Origin of the sequence: Kribbella solani (genome assembly GCF_014205295.1) — a bacterium.
Classification (GTDB): domain Bacteria; phylum Actinomycetota; class Actinomycetes; order Propionibacteriales; family Kribbellaceae; genus Kribbella; species Kribbella solani.
Genome location: NZ_JACHNF010000001.1, coordinates 4373288 through 4396429, shown reverse-complemented (window position 1 = coordinate 4396429; position 23142 = coordinate 4373288). Strand labels below are relative to the sequence as shown.

Sequence of the window (23142 nt, the reverse complement as noted above, 5' to 3'; positions counted from 1 at the left end):
GAGATGGGTCATCGCAGTGAGTCGGGATTCGGGTTCTCGCCGGTGTACGGGCCGTTGGACGGGTTCGATCCGGCGGCGAAGCTCGGTGCGCCGGGCGAGTTTCCGTACACCCGGGGCGTCTACCCGACCATGTACACCCAGCGGCCGTGGACGATGCGGCAGTACGCCGGGTTCGGGACCGCGGCCGAGTCGAACCAGCGGTACCACCAGCTGATCGACCACGGCACGATGGGACTGTCGGTCGCCTTCGACCTGCCGACCCAGATGGGGTACGACTCCGACGCCCCGATCGCGCACGGTGAGGTCGGGAAGGTCGGCGTCGCGATCGACTCGATCGACGACATGCGGGTGCTGTTCGACAAGATCCCGCTGGACCAGGTGTCCACCTCGATGACGATCAACGCGCCCGGTTCGGTGCTGCTCCTGCTGTACCAACTGGTCGCCGAGGAGCAGGGCGTCTCCGGGGACAAACTGACCGGCACGATCCAGAACGACGTGCTGAAGGAGTACATCGCCCGCGGTACGTACATCTATCCGCCGAAGGAATCACTCCGGCTGATCAGCGACATCTTCGCGTACTGCCAGGCCGAACTGCCGCGCTGGAACACGATCTCGATCTCCGGGTACCACATGGCCGAGGCCGGTGCGACGCCCGCGCAGGAGATCGCGTTCACGCTGGCGAACGGGATCGAGTACGTGCGCGCGGCGATCGCGTCCGGGCTGGACGTGGACGAGTTCGCGCCGCGGCTGTCGTTCTTCTTCGTGGCGCGGACCACGCTGCTGGAGGAGGTGGCGAAGTTCCGGGCCGCGCGGCGGATCTGGGCGCGGGTGATGCGGGACGAGTTCGGCGCCTTGAACCCGAAGTCGCTGATGCTCCGCTTCCACACCCAGACCGCCGGCGTCCAGCTCACCGCGCAACAGCCCGAGGTGAACCTGGTCCGGGTCGCGGTGCAGGGCCTGGCCGCCGTACTCGGTGGAACGCAGTCGTTGCACACGAACTCGTACGACGAGGCGATCGCGCTGCCGACCGAGAAGGCGGCGCGGCTGGCCCTTCGTACGCAGCAGGTGCTCGCGTACGAGACCGATGTGACCGCGACGGTGGATCCGTTCGCCGGGTCGTACGTGGTCGAGGCGCTGACCGACGAGGTCGAGTCCGCGACGCTGGAGCTGATGGAGCAGGTCGAGGAGTACGGCGGCGCGGTCGCCGCGATCGAGCAAGGTTTCCAGAAACAGGAGATCGAACGCTCGGCGTACCGCATCGCCCAGCAGATCGACTCGGCCGAACGAGTGGTCGTCGGCATGAACAAGTTCACGATCACCGCCGAGGAACCGTACGAGCCACTCCGCGTCGATCCCGCCATCGAGTCTCAACAGACCGCCCGCCTCGCCACCCTCCGCGCCACCCGCGACCAGGCGGCCGTGGACGAGGCCCTGTCAGCCCTGAAAAAAGCCGCCCAGGGAACCGACAACTGCCTTTACCCCATGAAACAGGCCCTGAAAGCCCAGGCCACCGTCGGCGAAGTCTGCGACACCCTCCGCGAGGTGTGGGGCGCGTACGTCCCCGCCGACACCTTCTGACTCAAACGCCCTCTAGTCCAGCAGGGCGGTTGAGGTGAAGAGGGTGGTGGCTACGGTGATGGCTTCTTCGGAGGGGTCGAAGGTGGGGGTGTGGAGGTCGCCGGTGGTGTCGAGGGTGGGGGGCCGGACGCCGAGGCGGGCCATGGCGCCGGGGACGTGTTCCAGGTACCAGGCGAAGTCCTCGCCGCCGAGGCTCTGATCGGTGGGGGCTACCGCGCTGGAACCCAGTGTTTGGTGGACGGCATTCTGAAGGATTGTGATCGCGGTGGCGTCGTTCATCACGGGTGGTACGCCGTGGGTGACCTCGGTGTCGACCTCCACGCCGTACGGGCGGGTGATCTGGGCGGCCAGCGCGGGAATCAGTTCCTCGGCGAGGCGCCACGCGTTCACGTCCAGGCAGCGGAGCGTACCTTCGGCCTCGCCGCGGGACGGGATGGCGTTTGCGGCGGAACCTGAAGTGATCCGGCCCCAGACCAGCGACATGCCCGCCCGCGGATCCACTCGCCGGGACAGCGCCGCCGGCAGCTGAGAAACCAGCGTCGCCAGCGCGTACACCAGATCAGCAGTCAAATGTGGTCGGGAAGTGTGACCACCCGGCCCGGTCAGGCGCACCAGGAGCTTGTCGGCGGCGGCCGTCAGCGCGCCGACGCGGAGGCCGACCTGCCCGACCTGCAGCCGTGGGTCGCAGTGCACCCCGTAGATCCGGCGTACGCCGTCCAGCCCGCCCGCCGCGATCACTCCGAGCGCGCCGCCGGGCATGACCTCCTCGGCCGGCTGGAAGATCAGCCGTACCCGCCGGTCCAGCTGCCCGTCCCGCGCCATCCCGGCCAGTACCAGTCCGGCGCCGAGCAGCGCCGAGGTGTGTACGTCGTGCCCGCACGCGTGCGCGACTCCGTCGATCGTCGACTGCCACGGCTCGACCACACCATCGGGCACCGGCAGCGCGTCGATGTCGGCCCGGAGCGCGACGCAGGTGTCACCCGCTCCGATGTCGCAGATCAGCCCGGTACCGGTCGGCAGCACCCGCGGCGACAGTCCGGCCTCGACCAGGCGCTTCTCCAGCAGCTCGGTCGTCCGTACCTCGTGCCACCCGAGCTCGGGGTGCGCGTGCAGGTCACGCCGTACGTCGACCATCTCCTCGCGCACCGCCTCGACGCGCGCCAGCACGTCCGCGACCAGTAACTGGTGAGTCATCCCGCGATTGTGGCAGACGGTGAATTCCGGTCCGGAAACCGCTAATTCGCCGGTTGCTTCTCCTTCGCCACGATGAACGTCCAGTGCGTTCCGGGTGTCGTTGTCAGCCGCAACGAGGTGGCCTTGGACTCGGTCAGCATCCGGAGCCGGGCCGGTACGCCGTCGCAGCTGACGTCCCACGGATCACTGCCGGTGACCTCGACCCGCAGGCCGGCGCCCCGGCAGCGTGCATACAGAACGTAATCGGGACCGAAGGTTCCGGCGATCGGCGCCTTGAGCGAGCTCTGGCCACTGCGTGTGACGACGGCGACATCGGTGGGCAGCGTCGTCAGCGACACATCACCCGCGGAACCCACGGCGCCGGCCCCAGTCGCGGTCGGCTCGCCGGACGTCGGCTCGGTGACAGGGCTTGCCGGCGTACTCCCGGTGGTGCCGGAGTCCTGGCCGCACCCGGCCGCGAGGGCGAGCACGGTCACCGCCGCGCCCACCCCCAGGGCCGAAAAGCGTGCCCGGCTCAGTAGATGAGCCACTGGGCCCGGCTCGGCGCGTGCGCGGTCCAGGACTGCCGGATCGTGCCGGCCCCGCCGCCGTAGTACGACAGGGTGCTGTGGCCCCGGACGTTCTCCTGGTAGATGCCGCGGTCGCAGTACACGGTGTCCTTCGCCTTCACGGTGAAGTTCGCCGAGGTCACGTACCCGGTGGCCATCGAGGTCTGCACGTTCGCGGTCACCGACGCCTCGACGCTGGCGAAGATCGCGGCCTTGAGCTCGGCCTTCACGCCGACGCTCACGCCCCAGGTGACGGTCTTGCTGACCGACGCCTGGCAGGACGCCGTGATCGGGTAGTTCCGCAGGTTGCGGACCGAGTCGCGGTAGCCGGCCGTGAACGAGACCGGGATCCGCTTGTCGATCGTGCTGCAGGCGCGCCAGTTGTAGCCCGACTTGCAGGAGGTCGCGGCCGAGGCGGTCGGCGCCTGGACGACGCTCAGGCCGACGACGGCGAGGGTGGCGGTCAGGCCGGCGGCACCGGCCTTGATCAAACGTGAACTCATCTGTTGCTCCCCCGAACAGTTGACCCGGTGGCCGGAGCCGCCCGGAATGGTTGCTGAGAGTCACAACATAGGTCGCCGTCCGCGACCAGGTCGATGCCTTCTGCAACAACCTGCAATGTGGTCTATCACACATCGAGGTTGACTCGTCACCGAAAGTCGATCGGCCGGGATGGCTGGTCACTATCAGGTATCGGGGTCGCTGCACGGTTCTGCGAATGCGTCCGGACGCTTATAGTCTGCGATGCGGTACGCCGGAATCCGGCGTGTCGCGAAAAGATTTCCGGGACTAAGGAGACCTCCGGTGAAGATGTACCTGCGGGGAGTGGCAGTTGCGGGCGTACTCACGCTCGCCGTTGCCGCATGCGGTAGCAAGCCGACGACCAGCGACAACGCCGGCGGCGCCAAGAAGGACTTCAAGGCGTGCATGGTCTCCGACTCCGGAGGTTTCGACGACAAGTCCTTCAACCAGACCTCGTACAAGGGGATGCAGGACGCCGTCAAGGCGCTGAACATCAACGAGGCGAAGGTCGAGTCGAAGTCGGACAACGACTACCCGACCAACATGACCGCGATGGTGTCCCAGAAGTGCAACATCATCGTCGGGGTCGGCTTCAAGCTGAACGACTCCACCTACAAGGCGGCCGCGGCCAACTCGGGGATCAAGTTCGCCCTGGTCGACCCGGGTGACCTGGCCACGCTGCCGAAGGCGGCCAACGTCAAGCCGCTGGCCTTCAACACCGCCCAGTCCAGCTACCTGGCCGGGTACCTGGCCGCCGGGATGTCGAAGAGCGGCAAGGTCGGTACGTTCGGCGGCGTGCAGATCCCGACCGTGACCATCTTCATGGACGGTTTCGCCGAGGGCGTCAAGCACTACAACGAGGCGAAGGGCAAGAACGTCCAGGTCCTCGGCTGGGACGCGAGCACCCAGAAGGGCCTGTTCGCGGGCGGCTTCGAGGACAAGGCGAAGGGCCAGACCACCGCGCAGAACCTGGTCACCCAGGGCGCGGACATCCTGTTCCCGGTCGCCGGCCCGGCCGGTCTCGGCGCGCTTCAGGCGGCGAAGGCCAGCAGCGGCAAGGTGAACGCGATCTGGGTGGACACCGACGGCTGCGTCAGCGCCGCGGAGTACTGCAGCGTCCTGCTGTCGAGCGTCTTCAAGGGCATGGACGTCGCGGTCCAGGACGTCATCACGGCGACGGTCGACAACAAGTTCGACCCGACCGCGTACGTCGGCACGCTGCAGAACAACGGCACCGGCCTGTCGCCGTACCACGAGTTCGACAGCAAGATCCCGGCCGACCTGAAGTCGGAGATCGAGCAGCTGAAGAAGGACATCGTGGACGGCAAGATCACCATCGCGTCGAAGGCTCAGCCGAAGAGCGCGTCCTGATCCACCGCGGTACCGAACAAGGAGTACGGTGCGAGCCAGGAGGGCGGACCTACAGGTCCCGCCTTCCTGGCTCGCCGTCTGAGAGGGAGGCGTCCCCGCATGCACCTCGAGCTGTCCGGGCTGACCAAGAGCTTCGGCTCGCTGGTCGCCAACGATCACATCGACCTGGTCATCGAGCCGGGTGAGATCCACTGCCTGCTCGGTGAGAACGGCGCCGGCAAGAGCACGCTGATGAACATGCTGTACGGGTTGCTGCAGCCCGACGAGGGCGAGATCCTGATCGACGGCGAGAAGGTGAAGATCACTTCGCCGAGTGACGCGATCAGGCACCGGATCGGCATGGTGCACCAGCACTTCATGCTGGTCCCGGTGTTCACGGTCGCCGAGAACATCATGCTCGGCCGGGAGAACACCCACCCCGGCGGCGTACTGGACCGGAAGAAAGCGCACGCCCTGGTCAGCGAGCTGTCCGACCGGTACGGCCTGCAGGTCGACCCGGAGGCACTGGTCGAGGACCTTCCGGTCGGCGTCCAGCAGCGGGTCGAGATCATCAAGGCGCTCACCAACGACGCCAGCGTACTGATCCTGGACGAGCCGACCGCGGTCCTCACCCCGGCCGAGATCGACGAGCTGATCGGGGTCATGCGGCAGCTCAAGGAGAGCGGTACGTCGATCGTCTTCATCACCCACAAGCTCAAAGAGGTGAAGGCGATCGCGGACAAGATCACCGTGATCCGCCGCGGCCAGGTGGTCGGCAACGCCGAGCCGTCGGCGTCCGAGGAGGAGCTGGCCGAGCTGATGGTCGGCCGCGCGGTCGATCTGGTCGTGGACAAGCGACCGGCCGAGCCGAAGGACGCGGTGCTGCGGGTCGAGGGGCTGACCGTGATCGACGAGCGTGGTTTCACCGCGGTCGACGACGTGGACCTCGAGGTACGCGCCGGTGAGATCCTGGCGGTCGCCGGGGTGCAGGGCAACGGCCAGACCGAGCTCGCCGAGGCGCTGCTCGGGCTGACGCCGGTCGCGGCGGGCACGATCACCCTCGACGGCGAGGACCTCACCACGCGGAACACCCGGCACCGGCTCGACGCCGGCATCGGGTACGTGCCCGAGGACCGTGGGCACGACGGGTTCGTCGGCTCGTTCTCGGTCGCGGAGAACCTGGTCCTCAACCTGTTCCGCCAGGCGCCGTTCGGCGACGGGCTGTCGCTGCGGACGGACGAGATCGAGAAGAACGCGACCGCCCGGGTGCGGGAGTTCGACATCCGTACGCAGGGCATCGACCTCCCGGTGTCGTCGCTGTCCGGCGGCAACCAGCAGAAGGTCGTGCTGGCCCGGGAGTTGTCCCGGCCGCTGAAGCTGCTGGTCGCCTCGCAGCCGACCCGCGGCGTGGACGTGGGCTCGATCGAGTTCCTGCACACGCGGATCGTCGAGGAACGCGACAACGGTACGGCGGTGCTGATCGTGTCCACCGAGCTGGACGAGATCGCCGCGCTGGCGGACCGGGTCGCGGTGATGTACCGCGGCAAGGTGGTCGGCGTCGTACCGGCCGACACCCCCCGCGACGAGCTCGGCCTGATGATGGCCGGCGCGTCCAAGTCCGAGGCGCACGACGAGGCGATCGAGCACCCGACCACGTTGGGAACCATCTAGATGACGCCCGAAGAGAACAACACGGACATTCCCGCCGAGCCGGCGCCGGCCCCAGCTCCGGCGCCAGCTCCGGCCACGGAGCCGCGGCGGTCCGGGCTGCCCACCTGGGCGGTCCAGGGCCTGGTGTCGCTGAGCGCGGTCGTGCTGGCGCTGGTGGTCGGGGCGATCCTGATCATCGTCGGCGACGACAAGGTGCAGACCACGGTCGGGTACTTCGGTGCCGCGCCGATGGACACGGTGTCGGCGGCGCTGAGCGCGGTCGGCGAGGCGTACAAGTCGCTCGCGGCCGGCGCGCTCGGCGGCTGGACGCCGATCAGTGAGTCGCTGACCCAGGCCACGCCGCTGATCTGCGGCGGCCTGGCGGTGTCGCTGGCGTTCCGGACCGGGCTGTTCAACATCGGCGCGCAGGGTCAGCTGATCATGGGCGCGGTGCTCGCGGCGTACGTCGGTTTCGCCTGGCACCTCCCGCCGGTACTGCACCTCGTCCTCGCGATCGTCGCCGGTCTGGTCGGCGGCGCGATCTGGGGCGGCGTGGTCGGCCTGCTCAAGGCGCGGACGGGCGCGCACGAGGTGATCGTGACGATCATGCTGAACTACGTCGCGATCTACCTGTTGCAGTGGTTGCTGACGACAACGACCTTCCAGCGGCCGGGCCGGACCGACCCGATCTCGCCGATCGTCGACGCGAACGCCCAGTTCCCGAAGTTCGGCAGCACCCGGTTGCACCTCGGGTTCGTCCTCGCGCTGCTGGCCGCCGTGTTCGTCTGGTGGTTGCTGAACAAGTCCACGATCGGCTTCGAGCTGCGCGCGGTCGGCGCGAACGCGGACGCGTCTCGTACGGCCGGGATGTCGGTCGGTCGCGCGTACGTGATCGCGATGGTGGTTGCGGGGGCATTGGCCGGTTTGGCCGGTGTCCAACAAGTGCTCGGAACTGATCTACCGCTGACCGATGGGGTCGCGGCGTCGGTCGGGTTCGATGCGATCACGGTGGCATTGCTCGGCCGCGGTACGCCGCTCGGGACCGTACTTGCCGGGTTGCTGTTCGGCGCGCTGAACGCGGGCGGTCTGCAGATGCAGCTGATCACGCAGACGCCGCTGACCCTGACCACTGTTCTGCAGGCCGTGATCGTGCTGTTCGTCGCGGCTCCGGCACTGGTGCGCTCGATCTTCCGCTTCCTCCCGAAGGAACGCGGCGCCGGCGCCGTCCTCGCGAAGGGTTGGAACGGATGAGCGACACGACTCCGGACGCGGTGCCGGCGGCGGCACCGGCCGTGCGCCAGATCGAGGCGCCGGCGGAGCGGACCCGGCGGTTGCGGGTCGGCGGTCTGATGGTGGTGTTCGCGCTGCTCGGTCTCGGGCTGGCGATCTTCACCAAGAGCGGCAAGGCGACGTTCCAGCTGGTGTCGGGGGACTTCGAGAACAACCTGCTCGGTCTGCCCGCGCAGGCGGTCGGCCTGATCCTGGGCATCCTCGGCGTCGGCGCGGCGGTCGCGTACGTACTCCGCCGGGTGCCGCAGCGGTACTCCGGCTGGCTCGCCGCCGCGCTCGGGATCTGTTTCATCGGCGCGTTCCTGTGCTGGGCGGCGGCCGGCAAGACCTTCCCGCTGGCCAACCAGTTCCAGGGCACGCTGAACTTCGCCACCCCGCTGATCCTCGGCGCGCTGGCCGGGGTGATGTGTGAGCGGGCCGGCGTGATCAACATCGCGATCGAGGGCCAGTTCCTGGTCGGCGCGTTCACCGCGGCGATCGTGTCGAGTACGACCGGCAGCGCCGCGGCGGCACTGATCGCCGCCGCCGTCAGCGGGGTGGCGATGGCCGCGCTGCTGGCGGTGTTCTCGATCAAGTACCTGGTCAACCAGGTCGTCCTCGGGGTCGTGCTGGTGGTGTTCGCGACCGGTATCACCGGCTTCCTGTTCGACCAGTTCATGCAGCCGAAGGCGGATCAGCTGAACACGCCGGCCGTGCTGTCGGCGATCAAGATCCCGGGCCTGGGCGACATCCCGTTCATCGGGCCGATCCTGTTCCGCCAGACGATCCTGGTGTACCTGATGTACCTGGCGGTCGTGGTGGTCACGTTCGTGCTCTTCCAGACCCGCTGGGGCCTGCGGATCCGCGCGGTCGGCGAGCACCCGAAGGCGGCCGACACGGTCGGCATCAAGGTCAAGCGGATCCGGTACTCGGCGGTGCTCGCGGCCGGCATCCTGGCCGGCCTGGGCGGCGCGTTCTTCACCGTCGGGTACGCCGGATCGTTCAGCAAGGAAATGACCGCGGGCAACGGGTTCATCGCGCTGGCGGCGCTGATCATGGGCCGCTGGCACCCGATCGGCGCGACCGTCGCGGCGCTGTTCTTCGGCTTCGCGACCCAGCTGCAGTCCCAGCTGCAGATCATCAACACCCCGATCCCGGGCCAGTTGTTGCTGATGGCACCGTACCTGGCGACCATCATCGCGGTGGCCGGTCTGGTCGGCCGGGTCAGAGCTCCAAAGGCCGATGGTGAGCCCTACGTCACCGAATGAGGTCGACTGGCCGGCGTTGCGAACGGCGGCCGTCGACGCGATGCATCGCGCGTACGCGCCGTACTCCGGGTTCGCGGTGGGTGCGGCGGCGTACGCCGACGACGGCCGGATCGTTGCCGGCTGCAACGTCGAGAACGCGTCGTACGGGCTGACGTTGTGCGCGGAATGCGGTCTGGTGTCGGAGCTGCACCGGACCGGCGGCGGCCGGCTGGTCGCATTCACCTGCGTGGATCGGCACGGGCACCTGCTGACGCCGTGTGGACGGTGCCGGCAGTTGCTGCACGAGCATGGCGGCCCGGCCATGCTGATCGAGACGGCGACCGGCGTCCGGCCGCTGCGGGAGTTGCTGCCGGACGCGTTCGGGCCCGAGTTTCTGGAGGAATAGATGAGTTTCGACGCGGTGGACGTGATCCGTACCAAGCGCGACCGGGGCGAACTGAGCGACGGGCAGATCGACTGGGTGATCGACGCCTACACCAAGGGCGACGTCGCCGACGAGCAGATGTCCGCGCTGGCGATGGCGATCCTGCTCAACGGAATGAACCGGCGCGAGATCGCTCGCTGGACGGCCGCGATGATCGCGTCCGGTGAGCGGATGGACTTCGGCAAGCTGTCCCGGCCGACCGCCGACAAGCACTCGACCGGTGGCGTCGGCGACAAGATCACGTTGCCGTTGGCACCGTTGGTGGCCGCGTGCGGGGTGGCCGTACCGCAGCTGTCCGGCCGCGGTCTGGGCCACACCGGCGGCACTCTCGACAAGCTGGAGTCGATCCCGGGCTGGCGCGCCGCGTTGTCGAACGACGAAATGATGCGGCAGCTGGAGGACGCCGGCGCGGTGATCTGCGCGGCCGGCGACGGGCTGGCTCCGGCCGACAAGAAGCTGTACGCGTTGCGCGACGTGACCGGTACGGTCGAGGCGATTCCGCTGATCGCCAGCTCGATCATGAGCAAGAAGATCGCCGAGGGCACCGGCGCGCTGGTGCTGGATGTGAAGGTCGGCTCCGGCGCGTTCATGAAGGATCTCGCGAACGCCCGTGAGCTCGCCGAGACCATGGTTGCCCTGGGCACCGACGCCGGAGTGAAGACCGTTGCCTTGCTCACCGACATGTCCGTGCCGCTCGGTCTGACCGCGGGCAACGCGCTCGAGGTCCGGGAGTCGGTCGAGGTACTGGCCGGTGGTGGCCCCGCCGATGTCGTCGAGCTGACGCTGGCGCTGGCGACCGAGATGCTCGCCGCGGCGGGTGTCACGGACGTCGACCCGGCCGAGAAGCTCCGCGACGGCAGCGCGATGGACGCCTGGCGGGCGATGATCTCCGCGCAGGGCGGTGACCCGGACGCCGAACTCCCGGTCGCGCCGGAGCAGCACGTCGTACCCGCGCCTGGTTCTGGTGTGCTTTCCAAGCTCGACGCGCTCGCGGTCGGCGTAGCCGCCTGGCGCCTCGGCGCCGGCCGGGCCCGCAAGGAAGACCCGGTCTCCCCGGTAGCCGGCGTCCAGCTCCACGCCAAACCAGGCGACCACGTCGTCGAAGGCCAGCCCCTGCTGACCCTCCACACCGACGACCCCACCCGCATCCCCCGCGCCATCGACGCCCTCACCAACGCGCTCGCCGTAGGCCCCACCCACAATCCCGGCCCCCTCGTAATAGACCGCATCAGCTAACCCACCCCGCCATCCCACCCATCCCGCCATCCCACCCACCCGCCACCCGCCACCCGCCACCCGCCACCCGGCACCCGGCACCCGGCACCCCCAGCCTTCCCGGGAGCCCCGCCGCGCCCCGGTCCATTTCAGAGGTGAACCTCTGAAATGGACCGTTCACCACTGGCATGCGGGTGGTGAAGAGGCAAGGCGGGAGGTGAACCCCTGAAATGGTGCGAGGCGGGGCGGGACGTGAACGTCTGAAATGGTTCGGGGCGGGGCGGAGGTGAACCCCTGAAATGGTTCGGGGCGGGGAAGCGGGGATGGGGGATGGGGGTGGGGGTGGGTCAGCTGGAGGTGGTGGTGGTGAGGCGGGTGTGTTGGTCTTTGGCGAGGGTGGTGAGGAGGGTGGTGTCGGGGGTCAGGGTGGTACCCAGGGGTGCGGTTTCGCGGATGGTGAGTTCGGCGACGATCGCACCGACGGTCAGGCTGGCCTCGGCGATGGCGACCGACTGGTCGGCGGCGCCGTCGTACTCGACGTGGGCGTCGGCGAGCGCGTTCGGGACCGCGAACGGGTGCTGACGGCGGTCCTGCGACCACCGCCCCTGCTGCAGCGTCTTCGCCTTCGCCGGGGAGCCGGCCTTGAACAGTTGCAGCGTGTAGCGCTTCTTCTTGTCCGGGCTCAGCCGGGTCGCCCGGTAGCCCTCGGCGAAACTCGCGTTCAGCAGCAGCGCCCGATCCAGCGCGGGATCCGCGGACCAGGTGTTCAGGAACGCGGTCGCGGTGAACGGACCGGTTCCTTTCCGCGCGTCGGCGACAAAACCACGCGGCAGTACGGCGTACGCGGCGAGCGTGCTTTTCGGTGTTCGTTCCGCCGGACCGGTGAGCGCCGAATGATCGGCGACCGGTGACGGTCCGGCCCCGGTCGATGAGCCATCCTCATTTCCGCAGCCGGTCACGCCCAGCAGCAGCGCGATCACTCCAACGGCAACGCCTGGCGTAGTTCGCGTCACGGTTCCTCTCCGTCCGGTCATACGCCCCCGCGCGCTTCCCGATATTCCGGAGTTGATGGCATCAGATCTTGGTGAACTTCAGGCGAACAACCTTGTATTACTGAGATTCGACCTCAGTGAGAAGCGTCTCGATCCGGGCCCGGGCGGCCTTCGGGCGGAGCGGTTCGCAGCCGGCCTCGACGCAGCGGCGGATCACCTTCGGGTCGTCGCGGAGCAGGAGCAGGCCGCGGCGGAGCAGGGTGAGCGGGGGTTTGCGGTGTTCGCGGAGATCACGCTGGAACCGGCGCGCGAACGTGACGATCCGGTGGTGGTACACGCAGATCGCGGCCGCGAGGAGGTCCCGGTCGCGGAGCGCGCCGGTGATCTGGTCGGCGAAGATGCCTTCAGCAACGATCAGCGGAGAACCGCCGGTGGTGACGGGGCGATGACCGACCGTGCCGTCGGCGGCGATGTCGTAGATCGGCAGGTCGGCGGCGCCGCTCGTACACAACTGCTCCAGCGCGGCGACGGCGCGGTCGCCGTCCCAGGAGCGTGGGTCGTCCCAATCGACGATGCCGAGCGGTGAGCGCGGCATCGCGGCGTCGTCGCCGTCGCGGTAGAAGTCGTCCAGCCGGACCACGGGCAGTCCGGCGTGCTCGGCGAGCCGGGACTTCCCGGCCCCCGACGGACCCGCCAGCAACACCACCCGTGAACGCATCCGGCCATTCTCCGCCACGCTCGTCGTAACGCCCAATCCCGAGCGGCGATAACCAGGTGTGCCGAAACTGAAGCTGGGAGCCGCGGTCTACGCGCTCGTCGCGGTGGGCTGGCTGGTGTCCGCCGCGCTGATCCTCCGTGGGTACGGCGACTACGCCGGCGCCGACCGCTGGTTCCTGATCGCTACCGCGACGGCGGTCGCGCTCACCGGCGTGCTGTACGTGATCGGTGCGGTGACGCGGCGCGGGCTGATCGCCACGGAGGGGCTATGGATCTGCCGCCGCGGCTGGGCTTTCGTGCTCGGCCTGGTGGCTGTGGAGATTGTGCTGGCATTCATCTACGACCAGACCGGCGGCCCGTTCGCCGGGGGCTCCTCGCCGTTGATCGCGCCGAGTGCCGTCGCCATCTTCATCCCGCGCGGCATTCAGAAGCTGCAGGAGAAGTACTACGAGGGCATCGCCGAAGGGGAGCAGGAGCTCAGCGCACGAGAATCTGGTGGAGGGTCCGCGCCGACTGGGTGAACCAGGTGTTGGTCCGGTCGGTGAGTTCGGATTCGCCGGTCGTCCACCGTTGGTGGAACCACGGATGCCCGGTTTCGGCCCCGCGGCGTACGTAGTCCATGCACCACACGTGATTCTCCGCCGCCGCCTGCACCAACCGCGCGCGATCCGGCTCCGACAGTCCATAACTGTCCGCGAAACGCCGCAACCGCTCCGGCGAGCGTCCCCGGCGTACGTCGTGAATGTCCGCGTCCGGCCGCAGCGGCGCCCACAGCCGCACCGCGGTCGCCACGTCCCACAGCGCCGAGCCCGGTCCGGCGAGATCGAAATCGATCAACGCCACCGCGACCCCGTCCCGGAACACCACGTTGTCCAGGTTCGGATCGTTGTGACCGATCAGCCCGTCCACGTACGCGTCCGGCACCGGCTCGGCCCACTCGAGCCCAACCGGCCGGAAGTCCGCCACCGCCTGGTGATAGTCCCGCAGCAGCACGGCCACGCTGTCAAGCGCCGCATCCGTCATCGACCAGGCCGGGTACGGCGCCTGCACCGTCTCCCCAGGCAGGTACGACAGCACTTCCCGCCCGTGCTCGTCGACGCCCAGCAACCGCGGCGCACCCTCGAAGCCGACCCGCTCCAAGTACTCCAGCAGCGCATGCGTCGCCCCGCTGCTGGCACGCAGCGGCCGCCGGACGGTGTCTCCGATCCGCACAACGAACCCGCGGTTCGCGGTCCCACCCAGCAGCACCGTCTCAGCGTCCGAGAGCATCGCCGATCAGTCTGTCTCGTTCAGCAGCGCCTTCGCCAGGGGTGCGTGGGTAACGATCCCGTTCACCAGTCCGCTGCGTACGGCGGCCCGCACCGCGCCGACCTTCGCCAGACCGTACGGAATCGCGATCACCTCGTCGATCTTGGCCATCTGCTCGGCATTGATCGCGATCACCCGATCTGTCACCCGGCTGTGTACGGGTACACCGTCGGCGTCGACGAACACGCCCGAGATGTCCGCGACGACCCCGCCCTTTTCGAGCTGTGCACAGGCCTTCGGGTCCATCGCGTCGTACAGCGTGGACTGGCCGGCCGACCAGGAGCCGAGGCCGACGACCGCCTTCGACACCGAGTCGAAGTGGCTGATCGCCTCGGCCACCTCGGGCTGCTGCCGCAACGCCCGCGCGGTCGCCGCGTCCGGAACCACGAGCGGCGCGTAGAACAGGTACGCCGGGCCGCCGGAGAGTCGCGCGGTGTGCCGGACCAGCTCGACCGAGTTCGCCTCGACGTCGGGCCGGGTGAGCGCTCCGGTGAGCTGGACGACGGGTACGGGTGCGAGTGCGGTCAGCTGCTCGGTCATCGCGGTCACCGCCCGCGCCCAGGCCAGCCCGAGTACGTCCTCGGCGGTGACGATCTCCGAGAGCAGGTCCGCGGCGGCCTTGCCGAGCTGGGTCCGGAGCGCCGGGTCGTCGACCTCGGGAGTGTCGACGACGATCGCGCGGCGCAGGCCGAACGCCTCCTGCAGGCGGGCGGACAGGTCCAGGTCGATGGCGCCCGGATGGCTGATCTCGATCCGTACCAAACCGCTGCTGCGAGCCTGGTCGAGCAGTCGCGCGACCTTGAACCGGCTGAGCCGGAACTCGTCGGCGATCTCCACCTTCGACCGCCCGTCGACGTAGTACCGCCGCGCGATCGACGCGGTCAGCACCAGCTGAGCCGGCCCGACGGCACCCGGACTAGATTCCATTGCAGCCTCCCCGCTCATATGAGCACCACCGAACCCAAGTGTTGCACAACCCCTTGACAGGTCAAGTGCCTTCCCGGTTAGCTCGTAACCTGAGCAGGCTGTTGCTCGTTTGAGCGGATTGGAGCGGCTCGTGCCCCGAGGCAGGTTGAGGACACGGCTGGTGGCGGTCGGGACCGTGCTCGCGCTGAGCGCGGTCAGCGGCTGTGCCGGTTGGGGTGGCGGCGGTGGTGGCGGCGGTGCCGACAGCATCAACGTGCTGATGGTGAACAACCCGCAGATGGTCGACCTGCAAAAGCTGACCGCCGAGAACTTCACCAAGCAGACCGGCATCAAGGTCAACTTCACCGTGCTGCCGGAGAACGACGTCCGGGACAAGATCAGCCAGGAGTTCTCCAGCCAGGCCGGTCAGTACGACGTGGCGTCGCTGAGCAACTTCGAGATCCCGATCTACGCGAAGAGCAAGTGGATCGCGCCGCTGTCCGACTACATCGGCAAGGACGCCGCGTTCGACCAGGCCGACGTACTGAAGCCGATGACCCAGTCGATGACCGGCGCGGACGGCAAGATCTACGGCGAACCGTTCTACGGCGAGTCGTCGTTCCTGATGTACCGCAAGGACGTCCTGGCCGCCAAGGGCGTGACGATGCCGGCCAAGCCGACCTGGCCGGAGGTCGCGGACATCGCGGCCAAGGTCGACAACGCCCAGCCCGGGATGCGCGGCATCTGCCTGCGCGGCCAGCCCGGCTGGGGTCAGCTGTTCGCCCCGCTCACCACGGTCGTGAACACCTTCGGTGGCACCTGGTTCAGCAAGGACTGGCAGGCGCAGGTGGACTCGCCGGCGTTCACCGAGGCGACCAAGTTCTACGTCGACCTGGTCCGGGCGCACGGCGAGGCGGGCGCGCCGCAGGCCGGCTTCACCGAATGCCTGAACAACACCATCCAGAGCAACGTCGCGATGTGGTACGACGCCACCTCCGCTGCCGGTTCGCTCGAAGCCCCGAACTCCCCGGTGAAGGGCAAGATGGGCTACGCGCCGGCGCCCGTGGTGAAGACGGACAGCTCCGGCTGGCTGTACGCGTGGGCGTGGGGAATCCAGGAAGCCTCGAAGAAGAAGGACAACGCCTGGAAGTTCATCTCCTGGGCCTCGGGCAAGGGCTACGAGAACCTGGTCGGCGAGAAACTCGGCTGGTCCCGGGTACCGGCCGGCAAGCGGACGTCGACGTACGCGAACCCGGACTACCTCAAGGAGGCGTCCGCGTTCGCCGAACCGACGAAGAGCGCGATCGAGCACGCCGACCCGAACAACCCGGGTACGCAACCACGTCCGGCGCCGGGGATCCAGTTCATCGACATCCCGGAGTTCCCGGACCTCGGTACGCAGGTCAGCCAGGACGTCAGTTCGGCGATCGCCGGGCGGATGAGCGTCGACAAGGCCTTGAAACGCGGGCAGGTGCTCGCTGACGACGTCGCCGAGCGGTACCGCTCGCGCGCTGCGAAGTAAGGGGTGCCGGACATGTCAGTCGACGCGAAACCCGAGGCCAAGCACCGGCCCGCGGCACCACCCGGTTCGGAAGGCACGGCGCTGCGCAAGGCCGGCGACTGGGCCCGGCGGGCGCCGTTGCTGCCGGCGCTGGTGTTCATGATCATCGTCACCCAGCTGCCGTTCGTGGTCACGATCATCACGTCGTTCATGGACTGGAACGCGTACTACCCGGACGAGCGCGGTTTCGCCGGGTTCGCGAACTTCCGCCGGGTGCTGACCGACGCGAACACCCGGAACGCGATCTGGGTGACGATCCTGCTGACCGCGGGCGTGGTCCTGCTCAGCCTGGTACTCGGGTTGCTGATCGCGCTGTTGCTGGACCGGAAGTTCCGTGGACGTGGTGTCGTCCGGACGATGATGATCACGCCGTTCCTGGTCGTACCGGTCGCGGCCGCGCTGCTCTGGAAGCACGCGCTCTACAACCCGACGTACGGTCTGTTCAACGGCGTACTGAAGTGGATCTTCGGCGAGAACGCACCACAGCCGGACTGGATCAGCAACCAGCCGTTGTGGTCGATCATCTTCGCGCTGGTCTGGCAATGGACGCCGTTCATGATGCTGATCCTGCTGGCCGGGTTGCAGAGCCGCCCGCTGGACGTGATCGAGGCGGCCGGGATCGACGGCGCGAACCAGTGGGGCATCTTCCGGTACATGACGTTGCCACACCTGCGTCAGTACCTGGAACTGTCCGCGCTGCTCGGGTCGATCTACGTGGTACAGAACTTCGACGCGGTGTTCACGATCACCTCCGGCGGACTCGGGACGGCCAACCTGCCGTACACGATCTATCAGACCTTCTACACCGCGCACGACTACGGCCGGGCGTCGGCCGCGGGCGTGATCGTGGTGATCGGAACCATCGCGATCGCGACCTTCGCGCTCCGGTCGGTGTCCACGCTGTTCCGAGAGGAGACCGGTCGATGAGCGGCCAAGTCACGATCGTGACCGGGAAGAAGAAGCGTGGCGGCGGGTTCGTGCTCAGCGGGGTGGCGTGGGTCGTCGGCATCCTGTTCGTGCTGCCGGTGCTGTGGATGCTGCTGACCTCGTTCCACTCCGAGGAGGACGCGGCGAAGAACCCGCCGGACGTCGCCGCGCCGCTGACGCTGGCCGGCTACAAGTCGTTCTTCGACACCGGTCCGTGGCCCTCGATCGCGAACTCGCTGACCGCGAGCATCCTGTCCACGGTGCTGGTCATCCTGCTCGCGTTCCCGGCCGCGTACGCGCTGTCGATCCGGCCGGTGCGCAAATGGACCGACGTGCTGTTCTTCTTCCTGTCCACGAAGATGCTTCCGGTGGTGGCCGGGCTGCTGCCGATCTACCTGTTCGCGCAGAAGACCGGATTCCTGGACAACATCTGGCTGCTGATCATCCTGTACACGTCGATGAACCTGCCGATCGCGGTCTGGATGCTGCGCAGTTTCCTGTCCGAGGTACCGGTCGAGATCCTCGAAGCCGCATCCGTCGACGGCGCGTCACTGACCCGTACGCTCCGCTCCGTGGTCGCGCCGGTGGTGACGCCGGGGATCGCGTCGGCCGCGCTGATCTGCTTCATCTTCAGCTGGAACGAGTTGCTCTTCGCCCGGGTGCTGACCGGTACGGTGGCGCAGACGGCGCCGGTGTTCTTGACCGGTTTCGTGACCAGCCAAGGTTTGTTCCTCGCCAAGGTCTGTGCCGCGTCGATCGTGGTGTCGTTGCCGGTGCTGATCGCCGGGTTCGCTGCCCAGGACAAACTCGTCCAGGGCCTGTCGCTGGGGGCGGTCAAGTGAAGAAGTTGTCAGCCGAGGTTCTCGATGCCTTGGGCAACGACGTCGAGGTGCCGGCGTACGACCGGGCGACCGTGACGCCGGGGATCGTGCATTTCGGCGTCGGCGGGTTCCATCGGGCCCATCAGGCGATGTACCTGGACCGGCTGATGTCGGACGGGAAGGCACTCGACTGGGGCATCGTCGGCGTCGGCGTACTCCCGCAGGACCGCCGGATGTACGACGTGCTGTCGGCGCAGGACCACCTGTACACGCTGGTGATCAAGCACCCGGACGGGACACTCGAACCGCGCGTGATCGGGTCGATCGTCGACTACCTGTTCGCGCCCGACGACCGCGAGGCGGTGCTGACGCGGATGGTCGACCCGGCGACCCGGATCGTGTCGCTGACCATCACCGAGGGTGGTTACCACGTGAACCAGGTGACCGGGGAGCTGGACGCCTCGGACCCGGCGCTGGCCGCCGATCTGGAGCCGGGCGCGACGCCGGGGAGCGCGTTCGGGTTCGTCGTCGAGGCGCTGCGCCGGCGGCGGGAAGCGGGCGTACCGCCGTTCACGGTGATGTCCTGTGACAACATCCCGGGCAACGGGCACGTCGCGCGGAAGATGCTGGTGGCGTTCGCCCGGTTGAAGGACCCGGCGCTGGCCGACTGGATCGCGGCGGAGGTCCGCTTCCCGAACTGCATGGTCGACCGGATCACTCCGGTCACCACCGACGCGGATCGGGCGGCGCTGGCGGAGCGGTTCGGCGTCGAGGACGGTTGGCCGGTGGTGTGTGAGCCGTTCACGCAGTGGGTGCTGGAGGATGATTTCGGGGGCGTACGGCCGCCGTACGAGGATGTCGGCGTTCAGATCGTCGAGGATGTCGAGCCGTACGAACTGATGAAGCTGCGGTTGCTGAACGCTTCGCATCAGGCGCTGGCGTACCTCGGGTACCTGGCTGGTTACCGGTACGCGCATGAGGTGTGTCAGGACGAGTTGTTCGTGGAGTTCTTGCTGGGCTACATGGACAACGAAGGGACCCCGACGCTGCCGGCGGTGCCTGGGGTGGATCTCGATCGGTACAAACATCAGCTGATCGAACGGTTTGCGAACCCGGAGGTGCGGGACACGCTGGCGCGGTTGTGCGCGGAGAGTTCGGACCGGATCCCGAAGTGGTTGCTGCCGGTGGTGCGTGAGCAGCTGGCGGCCGGGCGGGAGATCACGCGGTCAGTGCTCGTAGTCGCGTCCTGGGCACGGTACGCGGAGGCCGTCGACGAGCAGGGTGAGCCGATCGAGGTTGTCGATCGACTGCGCGACAAACTGGTCGAACGCGCGCGGCACAACCGGGAGGACCCGTTGGAGTTCATCTCGGATCCGGATCTGTTCGGCGACTTGGCCGCGGACGAGCGGTTCGCCGCGCCGTACACGGCCGCCCTGAAGTCGCTCCACGAGATCGGCGCCCGCGCCACACTCGAAGCCCCTTCCGCCGAGTCCATTTAGTCTGGGAGCTATGACTGAGCTGAGGCTGGTTGCCGGGGTGGACTGCTCGACCCAGGCGACCAAGGTTCTGGTGTGCGACGCCGAGACTGGGGCGGTCGTTCGCGAAGGGCGGGCGCCGCATCCGGATGCCACCCAGGTGGACCCGGCCGAGTGGTGGAAGGCGTGGGAGGCCGCGTCCAACGGTCTGCTGGACGGCGTGCGGGCGATCGCGGTCGGTGGGCAGCAACACGGCATGGTCCTGCTGGACGAGTCCGGCGAGGTCGTCCACCCGGCGGTGCTGTGGAACGACACCAGTTCGGCGGATGCCACCACCGAACTGATCGCGGAGCTAGGCGGCCCAGCGGCGTGGGCCGAAGCAATCGGCTCGGTCCCCGTCCCGTCCTTCACCGTCACCAAACTCCGTTGGGTACGCGACAAGGAAGCGGCTTCGCGGGCGGCGGCGGTTGTGCTTCCGCATGACTGGATGACGCATCGGCTGGCTGTGGATCGGTCCGGGATTGACGGGATCACCACCGACCGGGGCGACGCGTCGGGTACTGGGTGGTGGTCGCCGACGACCAACGACTACCGGACTGATCTGGTGGAGCTTGCGTTCGGGCGGGAGCTTGTTCTGCCGCGTGTTGCCGGACCAGGTGAAGTGGTGGGGGAGACGGCGTTCGGCGCGGTGATCGCGGCTGGTACGGGCGACAACGCGGCCGCCGCGCTCGGGCTCGACCTGCAACCCGGCGACGTCGCGGTCTCGCTCGGCACCAGCGGCACCGCGTTCGCCCGCTCCGCGCACCCGACGAAGGACGCCTCCGGCCTGGTCGCCGCCTTCGCCGACGCGACCGGCGAGTACCTGCCGCTCGTCTGCACCCTGAACGCCGCCCGCGTGATGTCCGCGACCGCACAACTCCTCGGCCTTGACCTGTCCGCCTTCGACGAGGCAGCCATCACCTCAGCCGGCAGCGACGGCCTGGTCCTGCTCCCGTTCCTGGACGGTGAACGTACGCCCGACCTCCCGCACTCCACCGGCCTGGTCTACGGCCTCACCCGCGCCACCATGCAGCCCGCCACGATGGCCCGCGCGGCCGTCGAAGGCCTGCTCTGCGGCCTGGCCGACGCTGTTGATGCCCTCCGCGACCAGGGCGTCCCCGTACACCGCGTCCTGCTCCTCGGCGGCGGCGCCCGCTCCCGCGCCGTCCAAGCCCTCGCCCCGGCCCTGCTCGGCGCGGAGATCGTCCTCCCTGAACCAGCCGAGTACGTAGCCCTGGGCGCCGCCCGCCAAGCCGCCTGGGCGCTGTCCGGCGCCGCCACCCCACCTACCTGGCACGTCCCCCTCGGCAAACCCGAGCCCGCGATCACCGTCGACGCCCCCGCCATCCGCGCCAACTACCACCAGGTCCTCACCAACACCCGCCCACTCCTCTCCACCCCCTACAACCAGTAATCACGAGGAAGCGGCGAGTAGCGTCTCGGCAGCTGGCGTACGGGCGTACAGCACCACCCGCCCAACGCGGTGGGAGACAACCAACCCGGCGTCACGAAGAGCCGTGAGGTGCTGTGACACACCACCCGGAGTGAGCCCGGTGCGCCGCGCCAACTCGGTGGTCGACAGCGGACCGTCGAGCTGATTGAGCAGTTCGGCGCGTGACCTGCCCAGCACACCGGCCAACCCCGCCGGGGTCGCGCGCCTCGACTCGTCCCACAGCCCCGCGACACCACGCGCCGGGTACGTGAGTGTCGGCTGCCAGGGCGGGATCGTGGTCGAGTACACCGTCGGCCAGAGGAACGCCGACGGAATCAGCAGCAGCCCTTCACCGGCCAGCCTCCGCTCACCCTGGAACCGCCGATGCCGGATCGTCAGCGTCCCGTCGCGCCACCGCACGCCGTCGGCCAGGTCCTCGAACAACCCGGCCGGCCCGGCCTGCCCCAACCGCCGGCCGCGGTACAGCAGATCGCCGTCGAGCAGCGCGCGGATCCGTCCCCAGTACGGCGCGATCGCGAGCTCCCAGTACACCTCGACCTGGTCCGCGAGCCGTGCGATGCCCGCGCTCGGGTCGGCGTACAGCTCGACGACCGCCGTGGACGGCAGCTCGCCCGGCCGCGGCCGCCGTAACCGGCGTGGCACCCGCACCTCGGCCAGCGATCCGAGCGGCGTACGGCGCGCGTACGCGAGAACGTCCAGGTCGGCGCGGACCTGCTCGGGCGGTACCCGGCGGAGTGCGCCGAGGTCGGACTCGAGGTCCGGCAGCGGACTGTTCGGCGGCGGGGTGAGGAAGTCGGCCAGGTACCAGGCGGTGGGATCGACCAGATCGAAGAGCAGCCCCAGCTCCGCGCCGGCGAGCCGCGCCCACGCCGCCGACACCCAGCGGCGATGGAACGGGTGCGGCCGCGCCGCCTTCAGCAGCCGGATGCTCGCCACGGCCTCCCAGAGCGGCGACATCGCGAGTCGCGTCCGGGCCAGGTCCGGCACGGTGAAGGTGATCGTCAGCATTCAGCTCAGCCTAAATCATTTCCGGGACGCCGTCCGTCGGCCGGACTCTGTCCGGTATGAACAACCTGCGTTTGAAGATCGGCGAACTCGACCTCCACCGACTGGGCTTCGGCGCGATGCGCCTGACCGGGTACCGTCCGGCCGCCGACCGTACCGAAGCGATCCGGGTCGCCCGTCGCGCGGTCGAGCTGGGGGTCGACTTCATCGACACCGCGGACGCGTACGGCGTCGGCGCCAACGAGGAACTACTCGCCGAAGCCCTGCATCCGTACGACCACGTGCTGATCGCCACGAAGGTCGGGCACACCCGCCCGTCACCACGTGAGTGGGTACCGTGCGGACGGCCCGAGTACCTGCGTCAGGCCACCGAGCTGTCGTTGCGCCGGCTGCGGGTCGAGCGGATCGACCTCCTGCAACTGCATCGCGTCGATCCCGCCGTACCGTTCGCCGATCAGCTCGGCGCCCTGGCCGGACTGGTTGCCGAGGGCAAGGTGCGGCACATCGGGCTGTCGGAGGTGTCGGTGCAACAGGTGGAAGCGGCTCGCCAGTACGTGGATGTGGTGAGCGTGCAGAACCGCTACAACCTCACCGACCGGCAGCACGAAGCGGTCGTGGACTACTGCACCGCCGAAGGGATCGCGTTCATCCCGTGGGTGCCGATCGCGCACGGCGAACATGCCGCGTCCCAACTGCTCGGGATGATCGCCACCGAACTCGGAGCGACCGCCGCCCAGCTGTCGCTGTCCTGGCTCCTGCACCGCTCACCGGTCGTGCTCCCGATCCCAGGCACCAGCTCACTGGACCATCTGGCGGAGAACGTCGCCGCCACCGGTCTGAACCTGACCACCGACCACCTGAACCGTCTGGGCGCCCTCAGCCCGGTGAGCTGACGGTTCGGGTTGGGACCGCCTACAGTT

22 protein-coding genes are annotated in these 23142 nt (G+C 68.5%); 14 read left to right on the top strand and 8 right to left on the bottom strand.

What is annotated here, in order from left to right; translation table 11 throughout:
* Positions 1–3: 3 nt before the first annotated feature.
* Positions 4–1578, top strand: a complete 1575-nt coding sequence (locus HDA44_RS19965; RefSeq protein ID WP_184836624.1) for an acyl-CoA mutase large subunit family protein — start codon at positions 4–6, stop codon at positions 1576–1578.
* A 12-nt stretch (positions 1579–1590) separates the two neighbouring features.
* On the opposite strand, the gene HDA44_RS19960 is transcribed toward HDA44_RS19965, so the two are convergent.
* Genes HDA44_RS19960 through HDA44_RS19950 form a run of 3 tightly spaced genes read right to left on the bottom strand, consistent with a single transcriptional unit; the run spans position 1591 to position 3823 of the window.
* Positions 1591–2772, bottom strand: a complete 1182-nt coding sequence (locus HDA44_RS19960) for an amidohydrolase (protein ID WP_184836622.1) — start codon at positions 2770–2772, stop codon at positions 1591–1593.
* Positions 2773–2813: 41 nt separating this feature from the next.
* Entirely contained in the window at positions 2814–3248 is a 435-nt protein-coding gene (locus HDA44_RS19955) for a hypothetical protein (protein WP_184836620.1), read from the bottom strand.
* Positions 3249–3286: 38 nt separating this feature from the next.
* Positions 3287–3823: a hypothetical protein gene (locus HDA44_RS19950; protein ID WP_184836617.1), complete on the bottom strand. Its 537-nt coding sequence runs from the start codon at positions 3821–3823 to the stop codon at positions 3287–3289.
* A gap of 307 nt (positions 3824–4130) precedes the next feature.
* Between HDA44_RS19950 and HDA44_RS19945 the strand changes: the two genes are divergently transcribed.
* The 6 genes from HDA44_RS19945 to HDA44_RS19920 all read left to right on the top strand — a co-directional run bounded on the left by HDA44_RS19945 (position 4131) and on the right by HDA44_RS19920 (position 11039).
* On the top strand, positions 4131–5213 hold the full coding sequence (locus HDA44_RS19945) for a BMP family lipoprotein (protein WP_184843934.1): 1083 nt from the start codon (positions 4131–4133) through the stop codon (positions 5211–5213).
* A gap of 99 nt (positions 5214–5312) precedes the next feature.
* On the top strand, positions 5313–6863 hold the full coding sequence (locus tag HDA44_RS19940) for an ABC transporter ATP-binding protein (RefSeq protein WP_184836615.1): 1551 nt from the start codon (positions 5313–5315) through the stop codon (positions 6861–6863).
* Positions 6864–8093 carry an ABC transporter permease gene (locus tag HDA44_RS19935; protein WP_184836613.1) on the top strand — a complete coding sequence of 410 codons (1230 nt, stop codon included), beginning with the start codon at positions 6864–6866 and terminating at the stop codon, positions 8091–8093.
* Positions 8090–9379 carry an ABC transporter permease gene (locus HDA44_RS19930; RefSeq protein WP_184836611.1) on the top strand — a complete coding sequence of 430 codons (1290 nt, stop codon included), beginning with the start codon at positions 8090–8092 and terminating at the stop codon, positions 9377–9379. The genes HDA44_RS19935 and HDA44_RS19930 overlap by 4 nt, the downstream gene beginning before the upstream one ends.
* Positions 9354–9764, top strand: a complete 411-nt coding sequence (locus HDA44_RS19925; protein ID WP_184836609.1) for a cytidine deaminase — start codon at positions 9354–9356, stop codon at positions 9762–9764. The genes HDA44_RS19930 and HDA44_RS19925 overlap by 26 nt, the downstream gene beginning before the upstream one ends.
* Complete coding sequence (locus tag HDA44_RS19920; RefSeq protein WP_184836607.1) at positions 9765–11039, top strand: thymidine phosphorylase; 1275 nt, start codon at positions 9765–9767, stop codon at positions 11037–11039. It abuts the gene before it with no gap.
* Between the two features lie 326 nt (positions 11040–11365).
* Here the strand turns inward: HDA44_RS19920 and HDA44_RS19915 are convergent, their stop codons facing one another.
* Positions 11366–12031, bottom strand: coding sequence for a hypothetical protein (locus HDA44_RS19915; RefSeq protein WP_184836605.1), 666 nt, complete (start codon positions 12029–12031; stop codon positions 11366–11368).
* A gap of 97 nt (positions 12032–12128) precedes the next feature.
* Positions 12129–12728: a uridine kinase family protein gene (locus tag HDA44_RS19910; RefSeq protein WP_184836603.1), complete on the bottom strand. Its 600-nt coding sequence runs from the start codon at positions 12726–12728 to the stop codon at positions 12129–12131.
* Between the two features lie 58 nt (positions 12729–12786).
* On the opposite strand from HDA44_RS19910, the gene HDA44_RS19905 reads away from it, so the two are divergent.
* Positions 12787–13248: a hypothetical protein gene (locus tag HDA44_RS19905; RefSeq protein WP_184836601.1), complete on the top strand. Its 462-nt coding sequence runs from the start codon at positions 12787–12789 to the stop codon at positions 13246–13248.
* On the opposite strand, the gene HDA44_RS19900 is transcribed toward HDA44_RS19905, so the two are convergent.
* Both HDA44_RS19900 and HDA44_RS19895 read right to left on the bottom strand, forming a co-directional pair.
* Complete coding sequence (locus HDA44_RS19900; RefSeq protein WP_184836599.1) at positions 13205–13996, bottom strand: phosphotransferase; 792 nt, start codon at positions 13994–13996, stop codon at positions 13205–13207. The two genes, HDA44_RS19905 and HDA44_RS19900, sit on opposite strands and share 44 nt — an antisense overlap.
* Positions 13997–14002: 6 nt before the next feature.
* The gene (locus HDA44_RS19895; protein WP_202887450.1) at positions 14003–14962 is read right to left on the bottom strand and encodes a sugar-binding transcriptional regulator; all 960 of its coding nucleotides are present in this window, start codon (positions 14960–14962) and stop codon (positions 14003–14005) included.
* 160 nt (positions 14963–15122) lie between these two features.
* Here HDA44_RS19895 and HDA44_RS19890 point away from each other — a divergent pair, with 160 nt between their 5' ends.
* Genes HDA44_RS19890 through xylB form a run of 5 tightly spaced genes read left to right on the top strand, consistent with a single transcriptional unit; the run spans position 15123 to position 21178 of the window.
* A complete protein-coding gene (locus HDA44_RS19890) occupies positions 15123–16463 on the top strand; it encodes an ABC transporter substrate-binding protein (RefSeq protein ID WP_337906165.1) in 1341 nt (446 codons plus the stop codon).
* 12 nt (positions 16464–16475) lie between these two features.
* Positions 16476–17429, top strand: coding sequence for a carbohydrate ABC transporter permease (locus HDA44_RS19885; RefSeq protein ID WP_184836597.1), 954 nt, complete (start codon positions 16476–16478; stop codon positions 17427–17429).
* A complete protein-coding gene (locus tag HDA44_RS19880; RefSeq protein ID WP_184836595.1) occupies positions 17426–18271 on the top strand; it encodes a carbohydrate ABC transporter permease in 846 nt (281 codons plus the stop codon). The genes HDA44_RS19885 and HDA44_RS19880 overlap by 4 nt, the downstream gene beginning before the upstream one ends.
* Complete coding sequence (locus HDA44_RS19875; RefSeq protein WP_184836593.1) at positions 18268–19749, top strand: mannitol dehydrogenase family protein; 1482 nt, start codon at positions 18268–18270, stop codon at positions 19747–19749. Before HDA44_RS19880 ends, HDA44_RS19875 begins: the two co-directional genes overlap by 4 nt.
* 10 nt (positions 19750–19759) lie before the next feature.
* A complete protein-coding gene (gene xylB, locus HDA44_RS19870) occupies positions 19760–21178 on the top strand; it encodes a xylulokinase (RefSeq protein WP_184836591.1) in 1419 nt (472 codons plus the stop codon).
* On the opposite strand, the gene HDA44_RS19865 is transcribed toward xylB, so the two are convergent.
* Positions 21179–22225: an ArsR/SmtB family transcription factor gene (locus HDA44_RS19865; RefSeq protein WP_184836589.1), complete on the bottom strand. Its 1047-nt coding sequence runs from the start codon at positions 22223–22225 to the stop codon at positions 21179–21181.
* A 56-nt stretch (positions 22226–22281) separates the two neighbouring features.
* Here HDA44_RS19865 and HDA44_RS19860 point away from each other — a divergent pair, with 56 nt between their 5' ends.
* Positions 22282–23115: an aldo/keto reductase gene (locus HDA44_RS19860; RefSeq protein WP_184836588.1), complete on the top strand. Its 834-nt coding sequence runs from the start codon at positions 22282–22284 to the stop codon at positions 23113–23115.
* The last annotated feature ends 27 nt before the right edge of the window (positions 23116–23142 follow it).

Bases quoted from the DNA above. Each gene is read 5' to 3' on its own strand.
- HDA44_RS19965 (WP_184836624.1), top strand. From the start codon at position 4: ATGGGTCATCGCAGTGAGTCGGGATTCGGGTTCTCGCCGGTGTACGGG.
- HDA44_RS19960 (WP_184836622.1), bottom strand. From the start codon at position 2,772: ATGACTCACCAGTTACTGGTCGCGGACGTGCTGGCGCGCGTCGAGGCG.
- HDA44_RS19950 (WP_184836617.1), bottom strand. From the start codon at position 3,823: ATGAGTTCACGTTTGATCAAGGCCGGTGCCGCCGGCCTGACCGCCACC.
- HDA44_RS19945 (WP_184843934.1), top strand. From the start codon at position 4,131: ATGTACCTGCGGGGAGTGGCAGTTGCGGGCGTACTCACGCTCGCCGTT.
- HDA44_RS19940 (WP_184836615.1), top strand. From the start codon at position 5,313: ATGCACCTCGAGCTGTCCGGGCTGACCAAGAGCTTCGGCTCGCTGGTC.
- HDA44_RS19935 (WP_184836613.1), top strand. From the start codon at position 6,864: ATGACGCCCGAAGAGAACAACACGGACATTCCCGCCGAGCCGGCGCCG.
- HDA44_RS19930 (WP_184836611.1), top strand. From the start codon at position 8,090: ATGAGCGACACGACTCCGGACGCGGTGCCGGCGGCGGCACCGGCCGTG.
- HDA44_RS19925 (WP_184836609.1), top strand. From the start codon at position 9,354: ATGGTGAGCCCTACGTCACCGAATGAGGTCGACTGGCCGGCGTTGCGA.
- HDA44_RS19920 (WP_184836607.1), top strand. From the start codon at position 9,765: ATGAGTTTCGACGCGGTGGACGTGATCCGTACCAAGCGCGACCGGGGC.
- HDA44_RS19910 (WP_184836603.1), bottom strand. From the start codon at position 12,728: ATGCGTTCACGGGTGGTGTTGCTGGCGGGTCCGTCGGGGGCCGGGAAG.
- HDA44_RS19900 (WP_184836599.1), bottom strand. From the start codon at position 13,996: ATGCTCTCGGACGCTGAGACGGTGCTGCTGGGTGGGACCGCGAACCGC.
- HDA44_RS19895 (WP_202887450.1), bottom strand. From the start codon at position 14,962: ATGGAATCTAGTCCGGGTGCCGTCGGGCCGGCTCAGCTGGTGCTGACC.
- HDA44_RS19885 (WP_184836597.1), top strand. From the start codon at position 16,476: ATGTCAGTCGACGCGAAACCCGAGGCCAAGCACCGGCCCGCGGCACCA.
- HDA44_RS19880 (WP_184836595.1), top strand. From the start codon at position 17,426: ATGAGCGGCCAAGTCACGATCGTGACCGGGAAGAAGAAGCGTGGCGGC.
- xylB (WP_184836591.1), top strand. From the start codon at position 19,760: ATGACTGAGCTGAGGCTGGTTGCCGGGGTGGACTGCTCGACCCAGGCG.
- HDA44_RS19865 (WP_184836589.1), bottom strand. From the start codon at position 22,225: ATGCTGACGATCACCTTCACCGTGCCGGACCTGGCCCGGACGCGACTC.
- HDA44_RS19860 (WP_184836588.1), top strand. From the start codon at position 22,282: ATGAACAACCTGCGTTTGAAGATCGGCGAACTCGACCTCCACCGACTG.